The sequence below is a fragment of the Hyphomicrobium sp. D-2 genome, assembly GCF_029872155.1.
GTDB lineage: Bacteria > Pseudomonadota > Alphaproteobacteria > Rhizobiales > Hyphomicrobiaceae > Hyphomicrobium_A.
The window spans coordinates 687,408-703,095 of sequence record NZ_JARXLA010000002.1; the positions used below are offsets into that span (position 1 = coordinate 687,408).

General features: G+C 63.1%; 14 protein-coding genes. 4 read left to right on the forward strand and 10 right to left on the reverse strand.

What is annotated here, in order from left to right:
* Window positions 1–8 precede the first annotated feature (8 nt).
* The gene (locus QEZ49_RS05035; protein WP_280384771.1) at window positions 9–533 is read left to right on the forward strand and encodes an adenylate kinase; all 525 of its coding nucleotides are present in this window, start codon (window positions 9–11) and stop codon (window positions 531–533) included.
* A gap of 193 nt (window positions 534–726) precedes the next feature.
* Here QEZ49_RS05035 and hflX read toward each other — a convergent pair whose 3' ends face one another.
* The 8 genes from hflX to dusB form a co-directional block, all read right to left on the reverse strand.
* A complete protein-coding gene (gene hflX, locus QEZ49_RS05040; RefSeq protein ID WP_280385088.1) occupies window positions 727–2,052 on the reverse strand; it encodes a GTPase HflX in 1,326 nt (441 codons plus the stop codon).
* A 107-nt stretch (window positions 2,053–2,159) separates the two neighbouring features.
* Window positions 2,160–2,402 carry an RNA chaperone Hfq gene (hfq, locus tag QEZ49_RS05045; protein ID WP_068459263.1) on the reverse strand — a complete coding sequence of 81 codons (243 nt, stop codon included), beginning with the start codon at window positions 2,400–2,402 and terminating at the stop codon, window positions 2,160–2,162.
* A gap of 137 nt (window positions 2,403–2,539) precedes the next feature.
* Complete coding sequence (locus QEZ49_RS05050; protein WP_280384772.1) at window positions 2,540–3,403, reverse strand: D-amino-acid transaminase; 864 nt, start codon at window positions 3,401–3,403, stop codon at window positions 2,540–2,542.
* A gap of 196 nt (window positions 3,404–3,599) precedes the next feature.
* Window positions 3,600–5,000, reverse strand: coding sequence for a sigma-54 dependent transcriptional regulator (locus tag QEZ49_RS05055; protein ID WP_280384773.1), 1,401 nt, complete (start codon window positions 4,998–5,000; stop codon window positions 3,600–3,602).
* A 12-nt stretch (window positions 5,001–5,012) separates the two neighbouring features.
* Window positions 5,013–7,337, reverse strand: a complete 2,325-nt coding sequence (locus tag QEZ49_RS05060; RefSeq protein ID WP_280384774.1) for a PAS domain-containing sensor histidine kinase — start codon at window positions 7,335–7,337, stop codon at window positions 5,013–5,015.
* A gap of 218 nt (window positions 7,338–7,555) precedes the next feature.
* Window positions 7,556–9,004, reverse strand: a complete 1,449-nt coding sequence (gene ntrC / locus QEZ49_RS05065) for a nitrogen regulation protein NR(I) (protein ID WP_280384775.1) — start codon at window positions 9,002–9,004, stop codon at window positions 7,556–7,558.
* 10 nt (window positions 9,005–9,014) lie between these two features.
* On the reverse strand, window positions 9,015–10,169 hold the full coding sequence (locus QEZ49_RS05070) for an ATP-binding protein (protein ID WP_280384776.1): 1,155 nt from the start codon (window positions 10,167–10,169) through the stop codon (window positions 9,015–9,017).
* Window positions 10,166–11,200 (reverse strand): tRNA dihydrouridine synthase DusB, encoded by a 1,035-nt coding sequence (dusB, locus tag QEZ49_RS05075; RefSeq protein WP_280384777.1) that lies wholly within the window; start codon window positions 11,198–11,200, stop codon window positions 10,166–10,168. Before dusB ends, QEZ49_RS05070 begins: the two co-directional genes overlap by 4 nt.
* Window positions 11,201–11,512: 312 nt before the next feature.
* On the opposite strand from dusB, the gene QEZ49_RS05080 reads away from it, so the two are divergent.
* The 3 genes from QEZ49_RS05080 (at window position 11,513) to QEZ49_RS05090 (ending at window position 14,025) form a co-directional block, all read left to right on the forward strand.
* Complete coding sequence (locus QEZ49_RS05080) at window positions 11,513–12,769, forward strand: bifunctional 2-C-methyl-D-erythritol 4-phosphate cytidylyltransferase/2-C-methyl-D-erythritol 2,4-cyclodiphosphate synthase (RefSeq protein WP_280384778.1); 1,257 nt, start codon at window positions 11,513–11,515, stop codon at window positions 12,767–12,769.
* A gap of 72 nt (window positions 12,770–12,841) precedes the next feature.
* Entirely contained in the window at window positions 12,842–13,354 is a 513-nt protein-coding gene (locus tag QEZ49_RS05085) for a MarR family winged helix-turn-helix transcriptional regulator (RefSeq protein ID WP_245281781.1), read from the forward strand.
* A gap of 212 nt (window positions 13,355–13,566) precedes the next feature.
* On the forward strand, window positions 13,567–14,025 hold the full coding sequence (locus tag QEZ49_RS05090; RefSeq protein WP_280385090.1) for a CinA family protein: 459 nt from the start codon (window positions 13,567–13,569) through the stop codon (window positions 14,023–14,025).
* 104 nt (window positions 14,026–14,129) lie between these two features.
* Here QEZ49_RS05090 and QEZ49_RS05095 read toward each other — a convergent pair whose 3' ends face one another.
* Window positions 14,130–14,660 carry an SRPBCC family protein gene (locus QEZ49_RS05095; RefSeq protein ID WP_280384782.1) on the reverse strand — a complete coding sequence of 177 codons (531 nt, stop codon included), beginning with the start codon at window positions 14,658–14,660 and terminating at the stop codon, window positions 14,130–14,132.
* A gap of 35 nt (window positions 14,661–14,695) precedes the next feature.
* A complete protein-coding gene (lipA, locus tag QEZ49_RS05100) occupies window positions 14,696–15,628 on the reverse strand; it encodes a lipoyl synthase (protein WP_348534796.1) in 933 nt (310 codons plus the stop codon).
* Window positions 15,629–15,688 lie beyond the last annotated feature (60 nt).

Sequence of the window (15,688 nt, forward strand, 5' to 3'; positions counted from 1 at the left end):
GGCCAGCCATGCAACGCATACTTGTCATCGGCTGTCCGGGAGCAGGGAAGTCCACCGCGTCGCGACGCATGGCCAAAGCGCTTGATCTGCCGCTGGTGCATCTCGACCGTCATTACTGGCAGGCTGGCTGGGAGCCGACGTCGCCGGAGCTGTGGCGCGACAAGGTCCGCCAGCTTGTCGCCGCGCCGCGCTGGATCATCGACGGCAACTACACCGGCACCCTCGACCTGCGGCTGGCGTCGGCCGATACGGTGCTCCACCTCGATTTTTCGACGGCGCTCTGTATCAGCCGCGTGCTGCGGCGAACGCTGCGCAACCTGGGGCGAGAACGGCCGGACGAACTGTCGCCCGGTTGTCCAGAACGGTTTGACCCGGCGTTCCTGCGCTACGTCGTCCGGTTCCGCCGGAACGTCAGGATGAAAATCATCGAGCGTCTGGCCGGGTTCAGCGGCACGACATATCGCTTCGCGTCACCCAGCGAACTGGAGCGGTTTCTGATATCGCTGGAGCGGGAGCGTCGATTGGTAGGCTGATAAGGGCGCTGTCGGCCTGATGCGGGGCTGGCATGTCAGCCAATCCGTACACCAGAATCCCAGCAACCAGCCGCCCCGCCAACCCACACCCGTCGTTCGCATAATATATATTATGGAAAATGATTGATGGTTGATGGCCAATTAACAGAACATTATGCAACCCGATGTTGGTTGCGATTATCGCTCTCTAAGCCTAACTGCCAACCCGCGGCACAGCCACAGCCTCGACGCCGGAGCGCCGCGCGTTCGCCAGCAGCCGTTCCTTCTTTTCAGCCGCCACGCGCACCCTTACGCGCACGCCACCGCTATCTTGCGCCTCGCGCGCGAGCACCTCGGCTTCCTCATAAAGCCAGTTGAGCAAACGCCCGCCCTCCGGCGGAATGTCGAGTTGCAGCTCGGCATCGCCACTGCCAAGCCGACCATCGATTGCACTGAGCAAAGCGTCGATGCCGTCGCCGGTCACAGCCGAAACCAGTACCGGCGGTCGCTCCGTCCAGCGCGCCTGACTCTGGATCTCCTCGCGCTTCGGCTCCTCCAGCAGATCGGTCTTGTTCCAGACCTCAATGATGGGCGCGTCGACGGCCAGCGTATCGATGCCTAGATCACGCAGCACAGCTTCAACGTCCTGCGCCTGGCTCTCTGTCTCGTCATGCGAGATATCGCGCACATGCAAGATGAGATCGGCCTCGATCACTTCCTCCAGCGTCGCGCGGAACGCCGCGACCAGCATGGTTGGCAGATCGGAAATGAAACCCACCGTGTCGGACAGGATGATGCGACGGCCGCTTTGCAGTCGTACTTCGCGCATCGTCGGATCGAGCGTCGCGAACAACTGATGCTTGGCGAACACCGACGCGCCGGTGATGCGGTTGAACAGCGTGGACTTGCCCGCGTTCGTGTAGCCGACGATGGCCACGACCGGATACGGCACGCGCCGACGGCCCTGCCGGTGCAGGTCGCGCGTACGCACGACAACCTCAAGCTCCTTGCGGATGGCCATGATCCGCTCATCGATCATGCGCCGGTCGAGTTCTATCTGCGCCTCACCGGGACCACCGAGGAAGCCATAACCACCGCGCTGGCGCTCAAGATGGGTCCATGTGCGGACAAGCCGGCTCTTCTGATACGACAGATGCGCAAGTTCGACCTGCAGGCGCCCCTCGCGGGTGCGCGCACGGCGGCCGAAGATTTCAAGGATGAGCCCGGTGCGATCCAGCACCTTGGTTTTCCAGGCGCGCTCCAGGTTGCGCTGCTGAATCGGCGACACCGGATGATCGATGATGACCAGCCCGATCTCATCCGCCTCGATATGCGCGCCAAGGCTCTCGACCTTGCCGGAACCAAACAGCGTTGATGGTCGCGGACTGGACACCGGCACCAGCATGGCATCGCGCACATCCAGATCGATGGCTTCGGAAAGCCCACGGGCTTCCTCAAGGCGATCATGCGGAGAATGCAGCGGAGCGGTGCGGCCGGCGCCAGAGGTGGCATCGGAAAGCGGTCGCGCGGAGCGTTTCAGGTCAGGCACAAGCACGAGGGCGCGCGTCGGAACCCGGCGCCGCTCGTTGTCCCCTGCCCTTTGCCCGGCCTTGTCGTTATTGTCGTCTATGTTAGCCGTCCGGGAAATTAGGCGTCGGTCTCGGTCTCCATCAGGTGGACCGGTTGACCGGGCATGATTGTCGATATCGCGTGCTTATACACGAGCTGCGAGTGGCCGTCGCGGCGCAACAGCACGCAGAAGTTATCGAACCAGCTCACGATCCCCTGCAGTTTGACGCCATTGATCAGAAATATGGTCAAGGGCGTTTTGTTCTTCCGCACATGATTGAGGAATGTGTCCTGAAGGTTCTGGACTCTTTCAGCGCCCATTTTTTTATCCGCCTGTTCTAGGTCTGCTGGGCTATATGCGGCCGCCTACGTTAGATTACCCCGGCCTTAATATAGTTGCATTATTCCGCAGTGCAGTATAAAAGGTATAACAAGTTCGGCACCAAAAAGAAGCTGACTTACGTGCCTGAAATAGCGGCAAACTGGTGAAATTTATTGCGCAGACGCTGTGCAATCGGCCCAGGTCTGCCATCGCCGACAGTATTTCCGTCAATGCGAACTACTGGCATCACCGTCTGAGTCGCAGACGTGATGAACGCTTCGCGCGCTGCATAGGCTTCGTTCAACCGGAACGGGCGCTCAACAGGCACCATACCCTCTTCATGCAACACGTCGAGTAGCGTTGTGCGCGTAACCCCCGGGAGAATCGCCGACCCGAGCTGGCGCGTGACGAGCGTGCCGTCCTCCGCCACGATCCAGGCGTTGCTGGAGGCGCCTTCGGTCACGAAGCCGTCGCCGTCGACGAACCATGCTTCCTTGGCGCCATCGGCGCGCGCGGCTTCCTTGGCCAGACACGCCGGCAGCAGCATCACAGTTTTGATATCGCACCGTTGCCAGCGGATATCGGGCATCGATTTGATGGCGATGCCCTTCAGCGCATTGGCGGCCGGCACAGCCCGTGACATCGGGCGCGCCAGACAGACAACCGTCGGCAGCACATCGGGGCCCGGGAAATAGAAATCGCGTGGTGCCGCCCCGCGGCTGACTTGCAGATAAACCAAACCATCCCGCACGCGATTGCGCTTGATGACCTGACGCATCACATGGGCCAGTGCCCGTGGCGCCATCGGCTGCGGGATCTGCAGCTCATTCAACGAGCGTTCGAGGCGGGCCATGTGGCGTGGCTCATCGATCAGTCGCCCGCCGATGACTTCGCACACCTCATAGATGGCGTCGCCGAACTGGAACCCCCTGTCCTCGACATGCACCGCCGCTTCTCCGTAGGGAAGATACCGGCCGTTGACGTAGACGATGCGGGTCATTTGCGGGCTCGCTTGGATGCGATGTTTTTGTCGGGGTGGGCTCCCGACGCGAACTAAGCGCGGGCATTCAGTTTCGTATCAGAATGCCACGGACAGCGGCACGTGCAAAAGCGCCGCTGGATTTATGAAGCTTCGATGACAATTCACCCTGCCCCTCTGTGCTGATGACCATCGGGCCATGCACCGCAGCCGGAGATCAGATCGGCCGCGTGTCCAGTCCCCGGTGCTCCGACGAAACACCCAGCGCGCGCAGCTTGCGATGCAGTGCCGAGCGTTCCATGCCGACAAATTCGGCAGTGCGCGAAATGTTGCCGCCGAAGCGGTTGATCTGCGCCAGCAGATATTCGCGCTCGAAGATTTCGCGCGCTTCGCGCAGCGGCAGGCTCATCAGATGCTCCGCACCGCCGTTGACCGGCAGCGGTACGTTGGAGCCGATTTCCTCCGGCAGCATTTCGGCGGTGATGATGGTTGCGGCATCGCCACCCGCCAAAATCATCAGGCGCTCGATGTTGTTCCGCAGCTCGCGCACGTTGCCGGGCCAGTCGTGGGCCTGCAGCACGGCGATCGCATCCTCTCCAATCCGGCGCGGCGCCAGGCCCGACGCACTCGCCAGTTGCGAAACGAAGAACTGGATCAGCTCGGGAATGTCTTCGCGCCGCTCGGCCAGACCGGGCACGCGCAGCGGCACCACGTTGAGGCGGTGATAGAGGTCTTCGCGGAAGCGGCCCTCGGCAATCTCGCGCTCCAGATCGCGGCTGGTCGACGAAATGATGCGCACATCCACGGCCACCTTCTGGTTACCACCGATACGCAGAAACTTCTGCTCCACCAGTACGCGCAGAATCTTGCCCTGCGTCTCGACCGGCATGTCCGCAACTTCGTCGATATACAGCGTGCCGCCATGCGACTCTTCGAGCGCGCCCACCTTGCGCGGACCGCCGCCGGTGCGATCCTCGGTGCCGAACAGTTCCTCCTCAACGCGATCAGGCGCCATGGAGGCGGCGTTCAACACCACGAACGGCGCTTCGGCGCGCGCGGATTTCATATGGATGACGCGCGCCGCCAGCTCCTTGCCCGCACCGGAAGCACCGCGGATGAGAATGCGGCTGTTGGTCGGCGCCACGCGGTCGATGGCGTTGCGGAGTTGATTGATGGCAGGCGACTTGCCAACCATGTCGGCGGAGAACGTCGAGCGTTCGCGCAGCTCCTTCACCTCGCGCTTCAACCGAGAAGCTTCCAGCGCGCGCAGCGTGACGAGGATGAGGCGATCGGCCTTGAATGGCTTTTCGATGTAGTCGTAGGCACCGCGCTTGATGGCGGTGACGGCCGTTTCGATGTTGCCGTGGCCGGAGATGATGACCACCGGCAGATCGGGATAGGTGCGCTTGATATACGAGAGCACCTCAAGACCATCGAGCCGGCTGCCCTGTAGCCAGATATCGAGCACGACCAGATGCGGCCGCCGCTCCTCGATGGCCTTCAAAGCCTCGTCGCTGTCACGCGCAAGACGCGCACTATGGCCCTCGTCTTCGAGGATACCGGCGACGAGATCGCGGATGTCAGCCTCGTCATCGACGATCAGGATGTCTGCAGCCATCAGTCAAAGCTCCTACGTCAAAAATCTGGCCTCATGGGCCGCAGCCCGTGCGGCGGGCGTGATGGATTGTTCGGATCGCGTATCGATGTTTGCGCCTTGCCCTTCGGGCAACGGCAACGTGATGCGTACATGTGCGCCCTGCGGGCGTCCGGGTGCCGGCGGCGCGTCTTCCATGGAAAGCGCGCCGCCGTGCTGCTCAGTGATCTTCTGCACCATGGCCAGCCCGAGCCCGGTGCCTTTGTGTCCCTTGGTCGTCACGTACGGCTCGGTCAGGCGCCCGCGGTTCTGCTTCGGCAGGCCGGTGCCGTTGTCGATCACCTCGATGGTGACGCGATCGGGCAGCACGCTGAGAATGGTTTCAATGCGCCCTTTCCATTCCGGATCATCCTTGAGCGCCGCATCGCGCTGGGACTCCACCGCCTCGCTGGCATTCTTCACCAGGTTGGTGACTGCGCGTGTGATCAACCGTCGATCGATCGACATGTGCAGCGGCTTTTCCGGCAGCACGAGCACATACTCGATATCGCGATGCGCCTCGCGGAACAGCACCACCGGCTCCTGCACCGATTGGCGCAGATCGCTCGACGCCATTTCCGGCTTCGGCATGCGCGCGAATTCGGCGAACTCATCAACCATCGTCTTGAGGTCGGCGACCTGGCGTTCGATCGTCATCGTCAGACGGTCGAAGGTTTCGCGATCATTCTCGATGGTCTTGGAGTATTTGCGCCGCAGCCGCTCGGCGGCGAGTTGTATCGGCGTGAGCGGATTCTTGATCTCGTGCGCAATGCGGCGCGCCACATCGGCCCAGGCGGCGGTTCGCTGCGCCACCACCAGATCGGTGACATCGTCAAACGTCACCACCGATCCGACGTCGCCATCGCTAGCTCGCTCGCGCGTGACCATTACGGCGAAGGTGCGTTCATCGCCGTTGACCATGTGATGGATTTCTTCCTGCGAGCGCTGCCGCAGCGTGTCCTGCCGGTCCAGCACATCGCCGAACACCGGCAGTGCGTCGCGCAATTTCTGCCCCACCAGCTCGGAGCCATCGCCCGCGCCCAACAGTTCGCACGCCGCACGGCTGACCAGCGTAATGCGATCCTGACTGTCCAGACCGATGACGCCCGCAGATACGCCCGAAAGCACCGCCTCCATGAAGTGGCGGCGCTCCACCAACTGCTCGTTGGCGGTGACCAGCGCATCGCGTTGTGTTTTCAACTCGCGCGTCATCGTGTTGAAGGTCTGCGATAGACGCCGCAGATCGCCCTCACCGCGCTTTTCCGGCAGCTCTACATTCAGGTTGCCGGTCGAAACCTCCTGCGCAGCGCCGATCAGGCGGCGGATGGGCGCCACAAATCGTCCGGCGAACCACAGGCCGGCCCAGATCGCCGCCAGCATCGCCGTCATCGAAATCATCAGATACATCAGGCCATGGGCGATCTTCAGTCCGCCGCGCGCCTTGCGCAGCCGGTTGAACTGATCGGCATTCTGCGCCGTCAGCTTCAGATGCTCGATGACCTGGGGGTTCACGCCCTGCATCACGTAAAGATAGTTGCCGGGATAGCGCTCCAGCCGCGTGACAGCGCCAACGCGATAGCTGCGCGCACTCGGCATCAGCAGCGCCACCTGCCCCTCGTACGCCTGCTCCATCGCACTTTGCGGCGGACTGACATACGGCAAGCGGCTGTCGACGGCAGTCTCAACCACCGGCCGGCCGTTACCGTCGATGATGTAAGCCGCCGGCAGATCGCGCAGGCCTGCCTGCACCATTACCAGCCGCTGTAGCCGCACGGGATCGCCTGCGACCGACGCCGCGGCCATGTCCAGATCTCGCGCCATGTTGACGATGTCGGTGCGGATCACCTGCCCGTGCTCGTCGAGATAGGCGTTCGCCACATCGGCCGAACTCGCCACGATGGCGCGCGTGCTGGAGGCGAACCAGCCATCCAGCGAACGCGAGAAGGTGATCGTTGCGCCTAGCGCCAGCAACAGCGTCGGCAGCGCAGCGATGACCGAAAACAGCGCGACGATGCGGATGTGCAGGCGCGCGCCGGGAATGCGCCGCTTCCACGCTTTCGCCAGCCCCGCCACCTGCCATGTCAGCAGCGCGATCATCGATATGATCAGCAGGACGTTGATCGCCAGCACGACCAGCACAACGTCGTTGCGCGCTCTGATCGGCGTCAGATCGGTGAGGATGAGATAGGTCGCGAGCGCGGATACGAGGGACAGCAGAACGATGCTGAACCCGATCCAAAAGGCACGGTTACCCGGATTGAGAGACGATGGTCCCTCTTCCAGACGCTGGCCTCGCTGTGACGCAACCTCTGCGGCCGACATCAGCGTGCTTTCATGTGAACGGCCCGGGGGAGAGCCTGTTGCATTTATCCGTCGCGGAAACAGCCACCGGATGCGAGACCACAGGGAAACAACAGACTGTGACATTTTCGCGACGTGGCGAATAGGTAACGCCAGGCGTGCGAGAACGCAAGGCGGAGGGGCCATTCCGCCTTAACTTTCAAGGGGACACGGATGATCTGGGCGTGTTGCGGCCGGATCTAGCCCTGCGGATGCCGGAAAATCGGGATATCCAGCGCCCGAATGCGGGACCGCAACGTGTTCCGATTGAGCCCGAGCAGCTCTGCCGCGCGGATCTGGTTGCCCCGGGTTGCGGCCAGCGCCGCCGTCAGCAGCGGCAGTTCGACCTGCCGGATGATTCGGTCATAGAGACCGGGCGGCGGCAGATCCTTGCCGAAGCCGGCGAAGTAACGGTTGAGATAGCGCTCGACCTGCTCCGAAAGATCCTTAGGGTCTGCCTCGTCGCGCGCTGAAGGCTTGGACGCCAGTGCTTCGGCCAGTTCGGTTTCGATGATCTGGCGGGTGAGCGTGTCCTGCGGATATAGCGCCGCCAGCCGGCGGACGAAGTTCTCCAGCTCGCGGACGTTGCCCGGCCACGGGTGTGCCTTCAGCCGGTCGATGGCCGCCGTTTCGATCGACTTCTGCCCCAGCCCCTCGCGGGCGGCCTGACGCAGGAAGTGGCGCACCAGATCGCCGACATCTTCCATGCGCTCGCGCAGCGGCGGGATGCGGATCGGCACGACATTGAGGCGGTAATAGAGATCCTCACGGAACAGACCCTGCGTGATCTGAGCTTTCAGATCGCGATGGGTGGCGGCGATGATGCGCACGTTGGTCTTGATCGGCGTACGGCCGCCTACGGTTGTGTACTCGCCCTCCTGCAGCACGCGCAGCAGACGCGTCTGCGCCTCAAGCGGCATGTCGCCGATCTCGTCGAGAAACAGCGTGCCGCCTTCTGCCTGCTCGAAGCGGCCCTGCGTGCGGGTCTGCGCGCCGGTGAACGCGCCCTTCTCGTGGCCGAACAGCTCGCTCTCGATCAGTTCGCGCGGAATCGCCGCCATGTTGATCGGTACGAACGGTCCCTGACGGCGGCGGCCGTGGTCGTGCAGCACCCGGGCAACCAGTTCCTTGCCGGTGCCGCTCTCGCCATTGATCATCACGGTGAGGTCGGTCTGCGTCAGCCGCGCCAGCACGCGATAGATTTCCTGCATCGCCGGCGAGCGTCCGATCAGCGGCAGCTCTTCGGTATCCATGTCGGGGGCTGAGCGTTGCAGCGGCCGGCCCGGCTGGGTCAAGGCGCGGCCGACAACCGCGACCACTTCGTTGAGATCAAACGGCTTGGGCAGGTATTCGTAGGCCCCTTTTTCCGCAGCGGTCAGCGCCGTCATCAGCGTGTTCTGCGCGCTCATCACAATGATCGGCAGATCGGGGCGCATCTTCTTGATGCGTGGAATGAGATCGAACGCGTTTTCGTCCGGCATCACCACATCGGTGAGCACGACGTCACCTTCACCTTGCGAAACCCAGCGCCACAGTGTGGTCGCGTTGCTGGTTGCGCGTGGCGCATAGCCCGCGCGCGCCAACGCCTGATTCAACACCGTGCGTATCGCGGTGTCATCGTCGGCTATGAGAATGGTTCCGCGGGCCATGGGTTACCTCTCACTCGGGTGTGTCGCCGGAACGATCGCGCGCCTGCATCGGCAGCAGCACGCGGAAGATGGTGCGGTTCGGCTCGTTATCGAGTTCGATCACACCGCCGTGGTCGTTGATGATCTTCGCAGCCAGTGCGAGCCCCAGTCCGGTCCTGTTGAGCTTGGTGGTCACAAACGGATCGAACAGGTGCTCTTTGATGTCGTCGAGCACGCCGCCGCCATTGTCCTCAATCTGGATCATGAGCGGCAGGCTGATGCGCATGTCGGAGCCGGGCACCGAAAGGCGCACACCGGGACGGAACGAAGTCTGGATGATGATGCGGCCCTGGGTGCGGTTGTCACCAATGGCTTCGACCGCATTCTTCACCAAGTTGAGCATTGCCTGCACGAGCTTGTCGCGATTGCCCGGAACAGGCGGCAACGAAGGATCGTAATCGGCCACAAAGCGCACGCCGCGACCGAAGCCGGATTCGCACAGCCTGCGGACGTGATCGAGGACGTCATGGATGTTCACCGGCTCTTTGGCCAGCGGGCGTTCGTCGCCAAACACTTCCATGCGGTCAACCAGGTTGCGGATGCGATCCGTTTCCGAGCAGATGAGCTGTGACAGCGCCCGATCTTCATCGTTCAGCCCCTGCTCAAGCAACTGAGCTGCGCCGCGAATGCCGGAAAGCGGATTCTTGATTTCATGCGCCAGCACCGATGCCAAACCTGACACAGAACGGGCCGCTGCGCGGTGCGTGAGCTGCCGCTCGATCATCTGCGCCATGTTGCGCTGCTGGAACATCAACACGACGTAACCGGGGCTTTCCGGCATCGGGCCGCCGTACACGTCCACCAGCTTCGGGATCTGGAATTTCGGACTGGCAATTTCGACGCCGTATTCATTCAGCGTGACGCCTGAAGTGCGCACCTGATCGACCAGCTGAAGCAGCGGACACCCGAACGCTACAACCTCGTCCAGCTTCGCGCGCTTCAGCAGCGCAACGCCGATCGAAAGAAACGCTTCGGCGGCGGCATTGGCGAACACGATGCGGTTGTCATCGGCCAACACGAGAATGGGATGCGGCAGCGCGCTGAGCAGCAGATCGTGCTCGATCGGGCGGCGGGTGTTTACGTTGGCGGCAATGCGCGTCGCTGCTGTCGTGGCACGTCGGCTCATGCTGCGGCCTCCTGCGCGCTGGCGTAGAAGTCAGCAAGTCCGCTCAGCACCCGTGAAGGGTTTTCTTCCGTGCACAGTTTGCGTCGCCACGCCTTCACCTGCTCGGGCGAGCTTCCGCTCTGTTCCAGATACCAGCCGATATGCTTGCGGGCGTTGCGCAGACCAAGATCAGCGCCGTAATGGCTCAGCATCGCTTCAACGTGCTCGCGCGCGATTGCCGATTGCTCGGCCAGCGATGGGGCGGATTGTGATTGCTGCGAACCGTCATCGAGAAACGCTGCGACACGGCCCGGCAACCACGGCGCACCATAGGCGCCACGCCCAATCATCACGCCGTCAGCGCCTGACGCTTCGAGCGCTTGCGCTGCATCACCGGCACTGGTGATGTCGCCGTTCACGATGACCGGAACAGATACGGCCTCGCTCACTTCGCGGACCGCGTGCCAGTTCGCTTCGCCTTTGAAAAACTGATTGCGCGTGCGGCCGTGCACCGTGATCATCCGCACGCCCGCTTCAACCGCGCGCTTTGCGAGTGCGGGTGCGTTGCGTGTCTTCTCACACCAGCCAAGACGCATCTTCAGCGTAACGGGAACGCGCACCGCACCGACGACGGCTTCGATCAGCGAAAGCGCATGATCGAGGTCGCGCATCAGGGCGCTGCCGGAAAGTTTGCCGGTCACCTCGCGCGCCGGGCAGCCCATGTTGATGTCGATGATGTCAGCGCCGAGATCTTCAACGACGCGCGCGCCCTCGGCCATCCAGTTTGCCTCGCGGCCAACGAGTTGTATGGAACGAAGCGCGATATCGGAGCCTTCGGCGCGGCGCAGAACATCGGCGCGCTGCCGCACAACCTCCTCGCTCGCGACCATCTCGGACACGACGAGACCCGCGCCCAACCTATTGGCCAGCCTGCGAAAAGGCAGATCGGTGACCCCGGACATGGGTGCCAGCACAACCCGGTTTGCCGTGCGGACATCGCCGATGGCGAGAACCTTGGCGTCCGGCTTCGTGTCGGCGTCCTGCATGCTCATGAATTGGGCATTCATTTGTTTTGCTGTTGATTTGGGCACGATAGGCGGGTGCCACGCTGTGTGCAAGCGCGAAAAACGCGCGGGGCCCTGCGCCCGGATCGCGTTTTTGGACGATCGATCGTGCCTGAACTGCACCCTCAGGAGGCAGCACGGGCAATTGGCAAGATGAAAGGCAGCGTCAGTTTTGCCTGTTTTTCAGCCTCGTTTAGAGCCTGACGCTTATCCGGGCACCCTGTTAACCATTGCAGAGCGATTTGCCCTTGTCCGGGGATATGGCTAAGCAGGGCCCGCAACGGGGCAGCGGGTGCGACAATGACAACAACGGCGGCAGTGGTCGTGGCGGCGGGTCGGGGGACGCGGGTTAAGGGCGGGTCCAGGTCCGACGTCGAAGGCGGGCCCGATGGCGGCAACGCAAGCGCGCGCCCGAAGCAGTATCACCTGTTGGCCGGGCGCCCGGTGCTGAGCCATTCACTGGCGGTGCTGACGGGCCATCCCGCCATTACGGCAGTGGTGGTGGTGCGCCACCCGGATGACCAGGCGCTCTATGAGGAAGCCGCTGCGCCCTATGCCGGCAAGCTGGTGGCGCCCGTTGCCGGTGGCGCAACACGGCAGGCGTCGGTGCTCGCGGGGCTTGAAGCGCTGCGCACCCTGCCCGGTGGCGCGCCCGATCGCGTGCTGATCCACGATGCCGCCCGTCCGTTTCTCTCCGCCGCGCTGATCGATGATCTGATGGCGGCGTTAGATGCATCGCCCGGTGCGATAGCCGCCGAACCGGTTGCCGACACGCTCAAGCGCGCCGACACCAGCGGTCGCATCGCAGAGACGGTTGATCGCTCAGCGTTGTGGCGCGCACAGACACCGCAAGGCTTCCATTTCGACGCGATCCGCGATGCCCACCGCAAGGCCGCCGATGCGAACCGCCATGACTTCACCGACGACGCCGCGCTGGCCGAATGGATCGGACTGCCGGTACACCTTGTCGCCTCCTCCGGAACCAACATGAAGCTGACAACCGCCGCCGATATGGATCTCGCCGAACGCATTCTTGGCGCCGCCAATTCCAGCGCCGCTGCAGCATGGGAAACGCGCGTTGGCTCGGGCTTCGATGTACACCGCGTGGCTGAGGGTGATCATGTCTGGCTGTGCGGCGTAAAAATCCCGCACACCCATCGCCTCGATGGACATTCCGATGCCGATGTCGGGTTGCATGCACTTACCGACGCCCTGCTCGGCGCAATCGGCGACGGTGACATCGGCTACCACTTCCCGCCCAGCGATGAGCAGTGGCGCGGCGCGGCGTCGCGTATTTTTCTGGCGCATGCCGTCGAGTTGGTGCGTCGACGCGGCGGGCGCATCACAAACGTCGACGTGACACTGCTGTGCGAGGCGCCGAAGGTTGGCCCGCATCGCCCGGCGATGAGCGCGACAATCGCGGAAATACTGGGCATTGGCGTCGATCGCGTTGGCATCAAGGCGACAACGATGGAGCGCCTTGGCTTCATTGGCCGTGGCGAAGGAATTGCCGCGATGGCGAGTGCGACGGTGCAGCTGCCAACGGCGGCGAGCTGACGCGCCATAAAAATGCCTTTGGTCATTTGACCCTGCGACAGAATCGCGGCATCAACACCTCAAGGTGGTTGTATGACCACGAACTCGGGGGCCGACATGAACGTGATGACCAACACGCTGGAACGCAAGCCGGTCGAAACCGCCAGCATTGCCGACATCGCCGAGACCACTGCGAACGCATGTCTTGCGACGCGGGTGCGTCAGCTTTCTCGCATCGTGACGCGCGTCTACGACGACGCAATGCGTCCGCTGGGGATCACTGCAAGCCAGTACACTCTGCTGGCGCAGCTTGCCGCGCGTGATGCCATCACGGCGGTGGAGATCGGACACGAACTCGATATCGAGAAGTCGACGCTGTCTCGTAACCTCAAGCGTCTGCTGGCGCTGGGCCACATCAACATGGATCCGCCCGCCGGACGCCGTGGCCGTGGCCTGCACCTGACGCCGAAAGGCCAAGCGGTGCTGAAGGAAGCATTCCCCATCTGGCAGGACGCGCAGAAGCGTGCCTACTCGGTGATGGGTGCTGAGAGCCGCAACGTGCTCGATAATCTTCTGGATCAGGCCGAGAAGCTTGCGCCCGTGTGAGCGCAATCGCAGGCATTCAGTCTGATCGCTACGAAATCGACGGGCGGCGCCATTGGTGTCGCCCGTTTTTCGTGCTGGCTTTAGCATGCATCGATGCAGCATTGCGGGAACGCGAGCGGCCAGCGCATCATTGTGCCGACACTGCCGTTTCACTGTGAGGCTACGCCATGGATTCGCTGTTTCCGTCCGACCTTTATGAGACCGCGCGCGTCATGCTTGCGGCCTATGAAAAGCGCGGCCTGCGCATCGTGACGGCGGAGAGTTGCACCGGCGGCCTGATTGCCGGACTGCTAACGGAAGTTCCCGGCAGTTCCGCCGCTGTCGAGCGGGGCTATGTCACCTATTCGAATGTCGCCAAGAGCGATGTTCTCGGCGTTCCGGAAGAGATGCTGGAGCGCGTCGGCGCGGTGAGCGAGGAAGTTGCGCGCGCGATGGCGGCAGGCGCGCTGAACCACTCGCGCGCGCATGTTGCGGTTTCCGTCACTGGCATTGCCGGACCGGACGGCGGCTCGGCCGACAAGCCGGTGGGGCTTGTTTATTTCGGCCTGGCCGTGCGCGACCGGCCGACGAAAACGCGCGAGTGCCGGTTTGGCAATCCCGGCCGACAGGCGGTGCGGATTGCCAGCGTGCGCACGGCGGTCGAGTTGCTGAACAGCGCGCTGCAGGACTGACTGACACGCAGGCGCTGGCGCGACAGCAGCCATCCTCACAGCGCTGATTGCGCAGTCTAAGGTTTCCGTGAGGGCGCGACTCGCCGAAACCGGGCACGGGCTCGTTAGGTCCGCATGTTTCGATCCGCACGCCCGCGAAGGCGCGACGCGTCCTCGGCATCGGTGTTCGCCACCATCATAGTGTTTGGCGTGGCGGGATAAAGCGTACGCGCACGCGCTTCAAACGCATCGGTGTATTTGCGCACCGCCTTATCGAACACCGCGCCCATCAGCAGCGACAGCATTTTGGATGCGAACGCGTAGTCGATGAAGAAGTGCACGTCGCAACCGCCCGGCACATCGCGAAAACGCCAGCGATTGGTGAGGCGCTGAAACGGACCATCGACCTTGACGACATCGATCTCGCGCGCGTCGGGGCGTAGCGTCACACGGCTGGTGAAGTTCTCGCTGATCTTCTGATAGCCCACGGCCATGATCGCGGTGATGACCTGCTCGGCGCCGTTGTCCTGCCGCGCGGTTATCTCCAGCCGTTCGCACAGCGGCACGAACAGCGGATAGTGCTGCACGTCGGCGACGACAGCGAACATCTGATCGGCCGTGAACGGCATGCGCCGGGTGGTCTCGAACGTGGGCAAGAGAGTCTGGCTCCTTGAACTTCTTCGCCGCCGCTTCAGAGGCGGGCCGTTGCTGCCCGGCGCGCCGCCTGCAGCTTCGCGAAATCATCGCCCGCATGGTACGACGAGCGCGTGAATGGGCTGGAGGCGACCAGCGCAAATCCCTTGGCCATGCCGATCTGGCGCAACGACTGGAATTCCGCCGGCGGCACGAAGCGCACAACAGGCGCATGGCGCGGACTGGGTTGCAGATACTGGCCGATAGTCAAGAAGTCTACCCCGGCGGAGCGCATGTCATCCATGACCTGCATGATTTCTTCACGCGTTTCCCCCAGCCCCACCATGATGCCGGACTTGGTGAAGACGTTGGCATCGATTTCCTTGGCCCGTTGCAGCAGCCGCAGCGAATGGAAATAACGCGCGCCGGGGCGGATCGAAAGATACAGACGCGGCACCGTCTCAAGGTTGTGATTGAAGACATCCGGTGCTGAGGCCAGCACGGTCTCCAGCGCACGATCCTTGCGCAGAAAATCCGGTGTCAGAATTTCAACGGTAGTTTGTGGTGACGACACGCGCAGCGCCGAAATGACCCTGGCGAAATGCGCCGCGCCGCCATCGGCAAGGTCGTCGCGATCAACCGAAGTGATGACGATGTGAGTGAGGCCGAGATCGCCCGCAGCCTTCGCCACGCGCTCCGGTTCGAGCGGATCGAGCGGGCGCGGCATGCCGGTGCGCACGTTGCAGAAGGCGCAGGCGCGCGTGCAGGTGTCGCCCATGATCATGAAGGTGGCGTGGCGCTTGGACCAGCATTCGCCGATGTTGGGGCAGCCCGCCTCCTCGCACACGGTGGTCAGGCCATGGCGGCGGACGATGTCGACCGTTTCGGCGTGCGCCCCCGGCCCCGGTGCGCGCACACGAATCCAGTCCGGCTTGGGAAGGCGCGTCCGCACGCCGCCGCTGCCTTCGGCGCTGGGCCGCGCGGGTGACACCTGCTCCGTGTTGGCGGTGGCGCTCAATGGACGATGCTCCGGCCTCAATCAACCCATGTT

Excerpts from the sequence above, each read along its gene's own strand:
- QEZ49_RS05035 (WP_280384771.1), top strand. The coding sequence starts at position 9 with ATGCAACGCATACTTGTCATCGGCTGTCCGGGAGCAGGGAAGTCCACC.
- hfq (WP_068459263.1), bottom strand. The coding sequence starts at position 2,402 with ATGGGCGCTGAAAGAGTCCAGAACCTTCAGGACACATTCCTCAATCAT.
- QEZ49_RS05050 (WP_280384772.1), bottom strand. The coding sequence starts at position 3,403 with ATGACCCGCATCGTCTACGTCAACGGCCGGTATCTTCCCTACGGAGAA.
- QEZ49_RS05055 (WP_280384773.1), bottom strand. The coding sequence starts at position 5,000 with ATGGCTGCAGACATCCTGATCGTCGATGACGAGGCTGACATCCGCGAT.
- QEZ49_RS05060 (WP_280384774.1), bottom strand. The coding sequence starts at position 7,337 with ATGTCGGCCGCAGAGGTTGCGTCACAGCGAGGCCAGCGTCTGGAAGAG.
- ntrC (WP_280384775.1), bottom strand. The coding sequence starts at position 9,004 with ATGGCCCGCGGAACCATTCTCATAGCCGACGATGACACCGCGATACGC.
- QEZ49_RS05070 (WP_280384776.1), bottom strand. The coding sequence starts at position 10,169 with ATGAGCCGACGTGCCACGACAGCAGCGACGCGCATTGCCGCCAACGTA.
- dusB (WP_280384777.1), bottom strand. The coding sequence starts at position 11,200 with ATGAGCATGCAGGACGCCGACACGAAGCCGGACGCCAAGGTTCTCGCC.
- QEZ49_RS05080 (WP_280384778.1), top strand. The coding sequence starts at position 11,513 with ATGACAACAACGGCGGCAGTGGTCGTGGCGGCGGGTCGGGGGACGCGG.
- QEZ49_RS05085 (WP_245281781.1), top strand. The coding sequence starts at position 12,842 with ATGACCACGAACTCGGGGGCCGACATGAACGTGATGACCAACACGCTG.
- QEZ49_RS05090 (WP_280385090.1), top strand. The coding sequence starts at position 13,567 with ATGCTTGCGGCCTATGAAAAGCGCGGCCTGCGCATCGTGACGGCGGAG.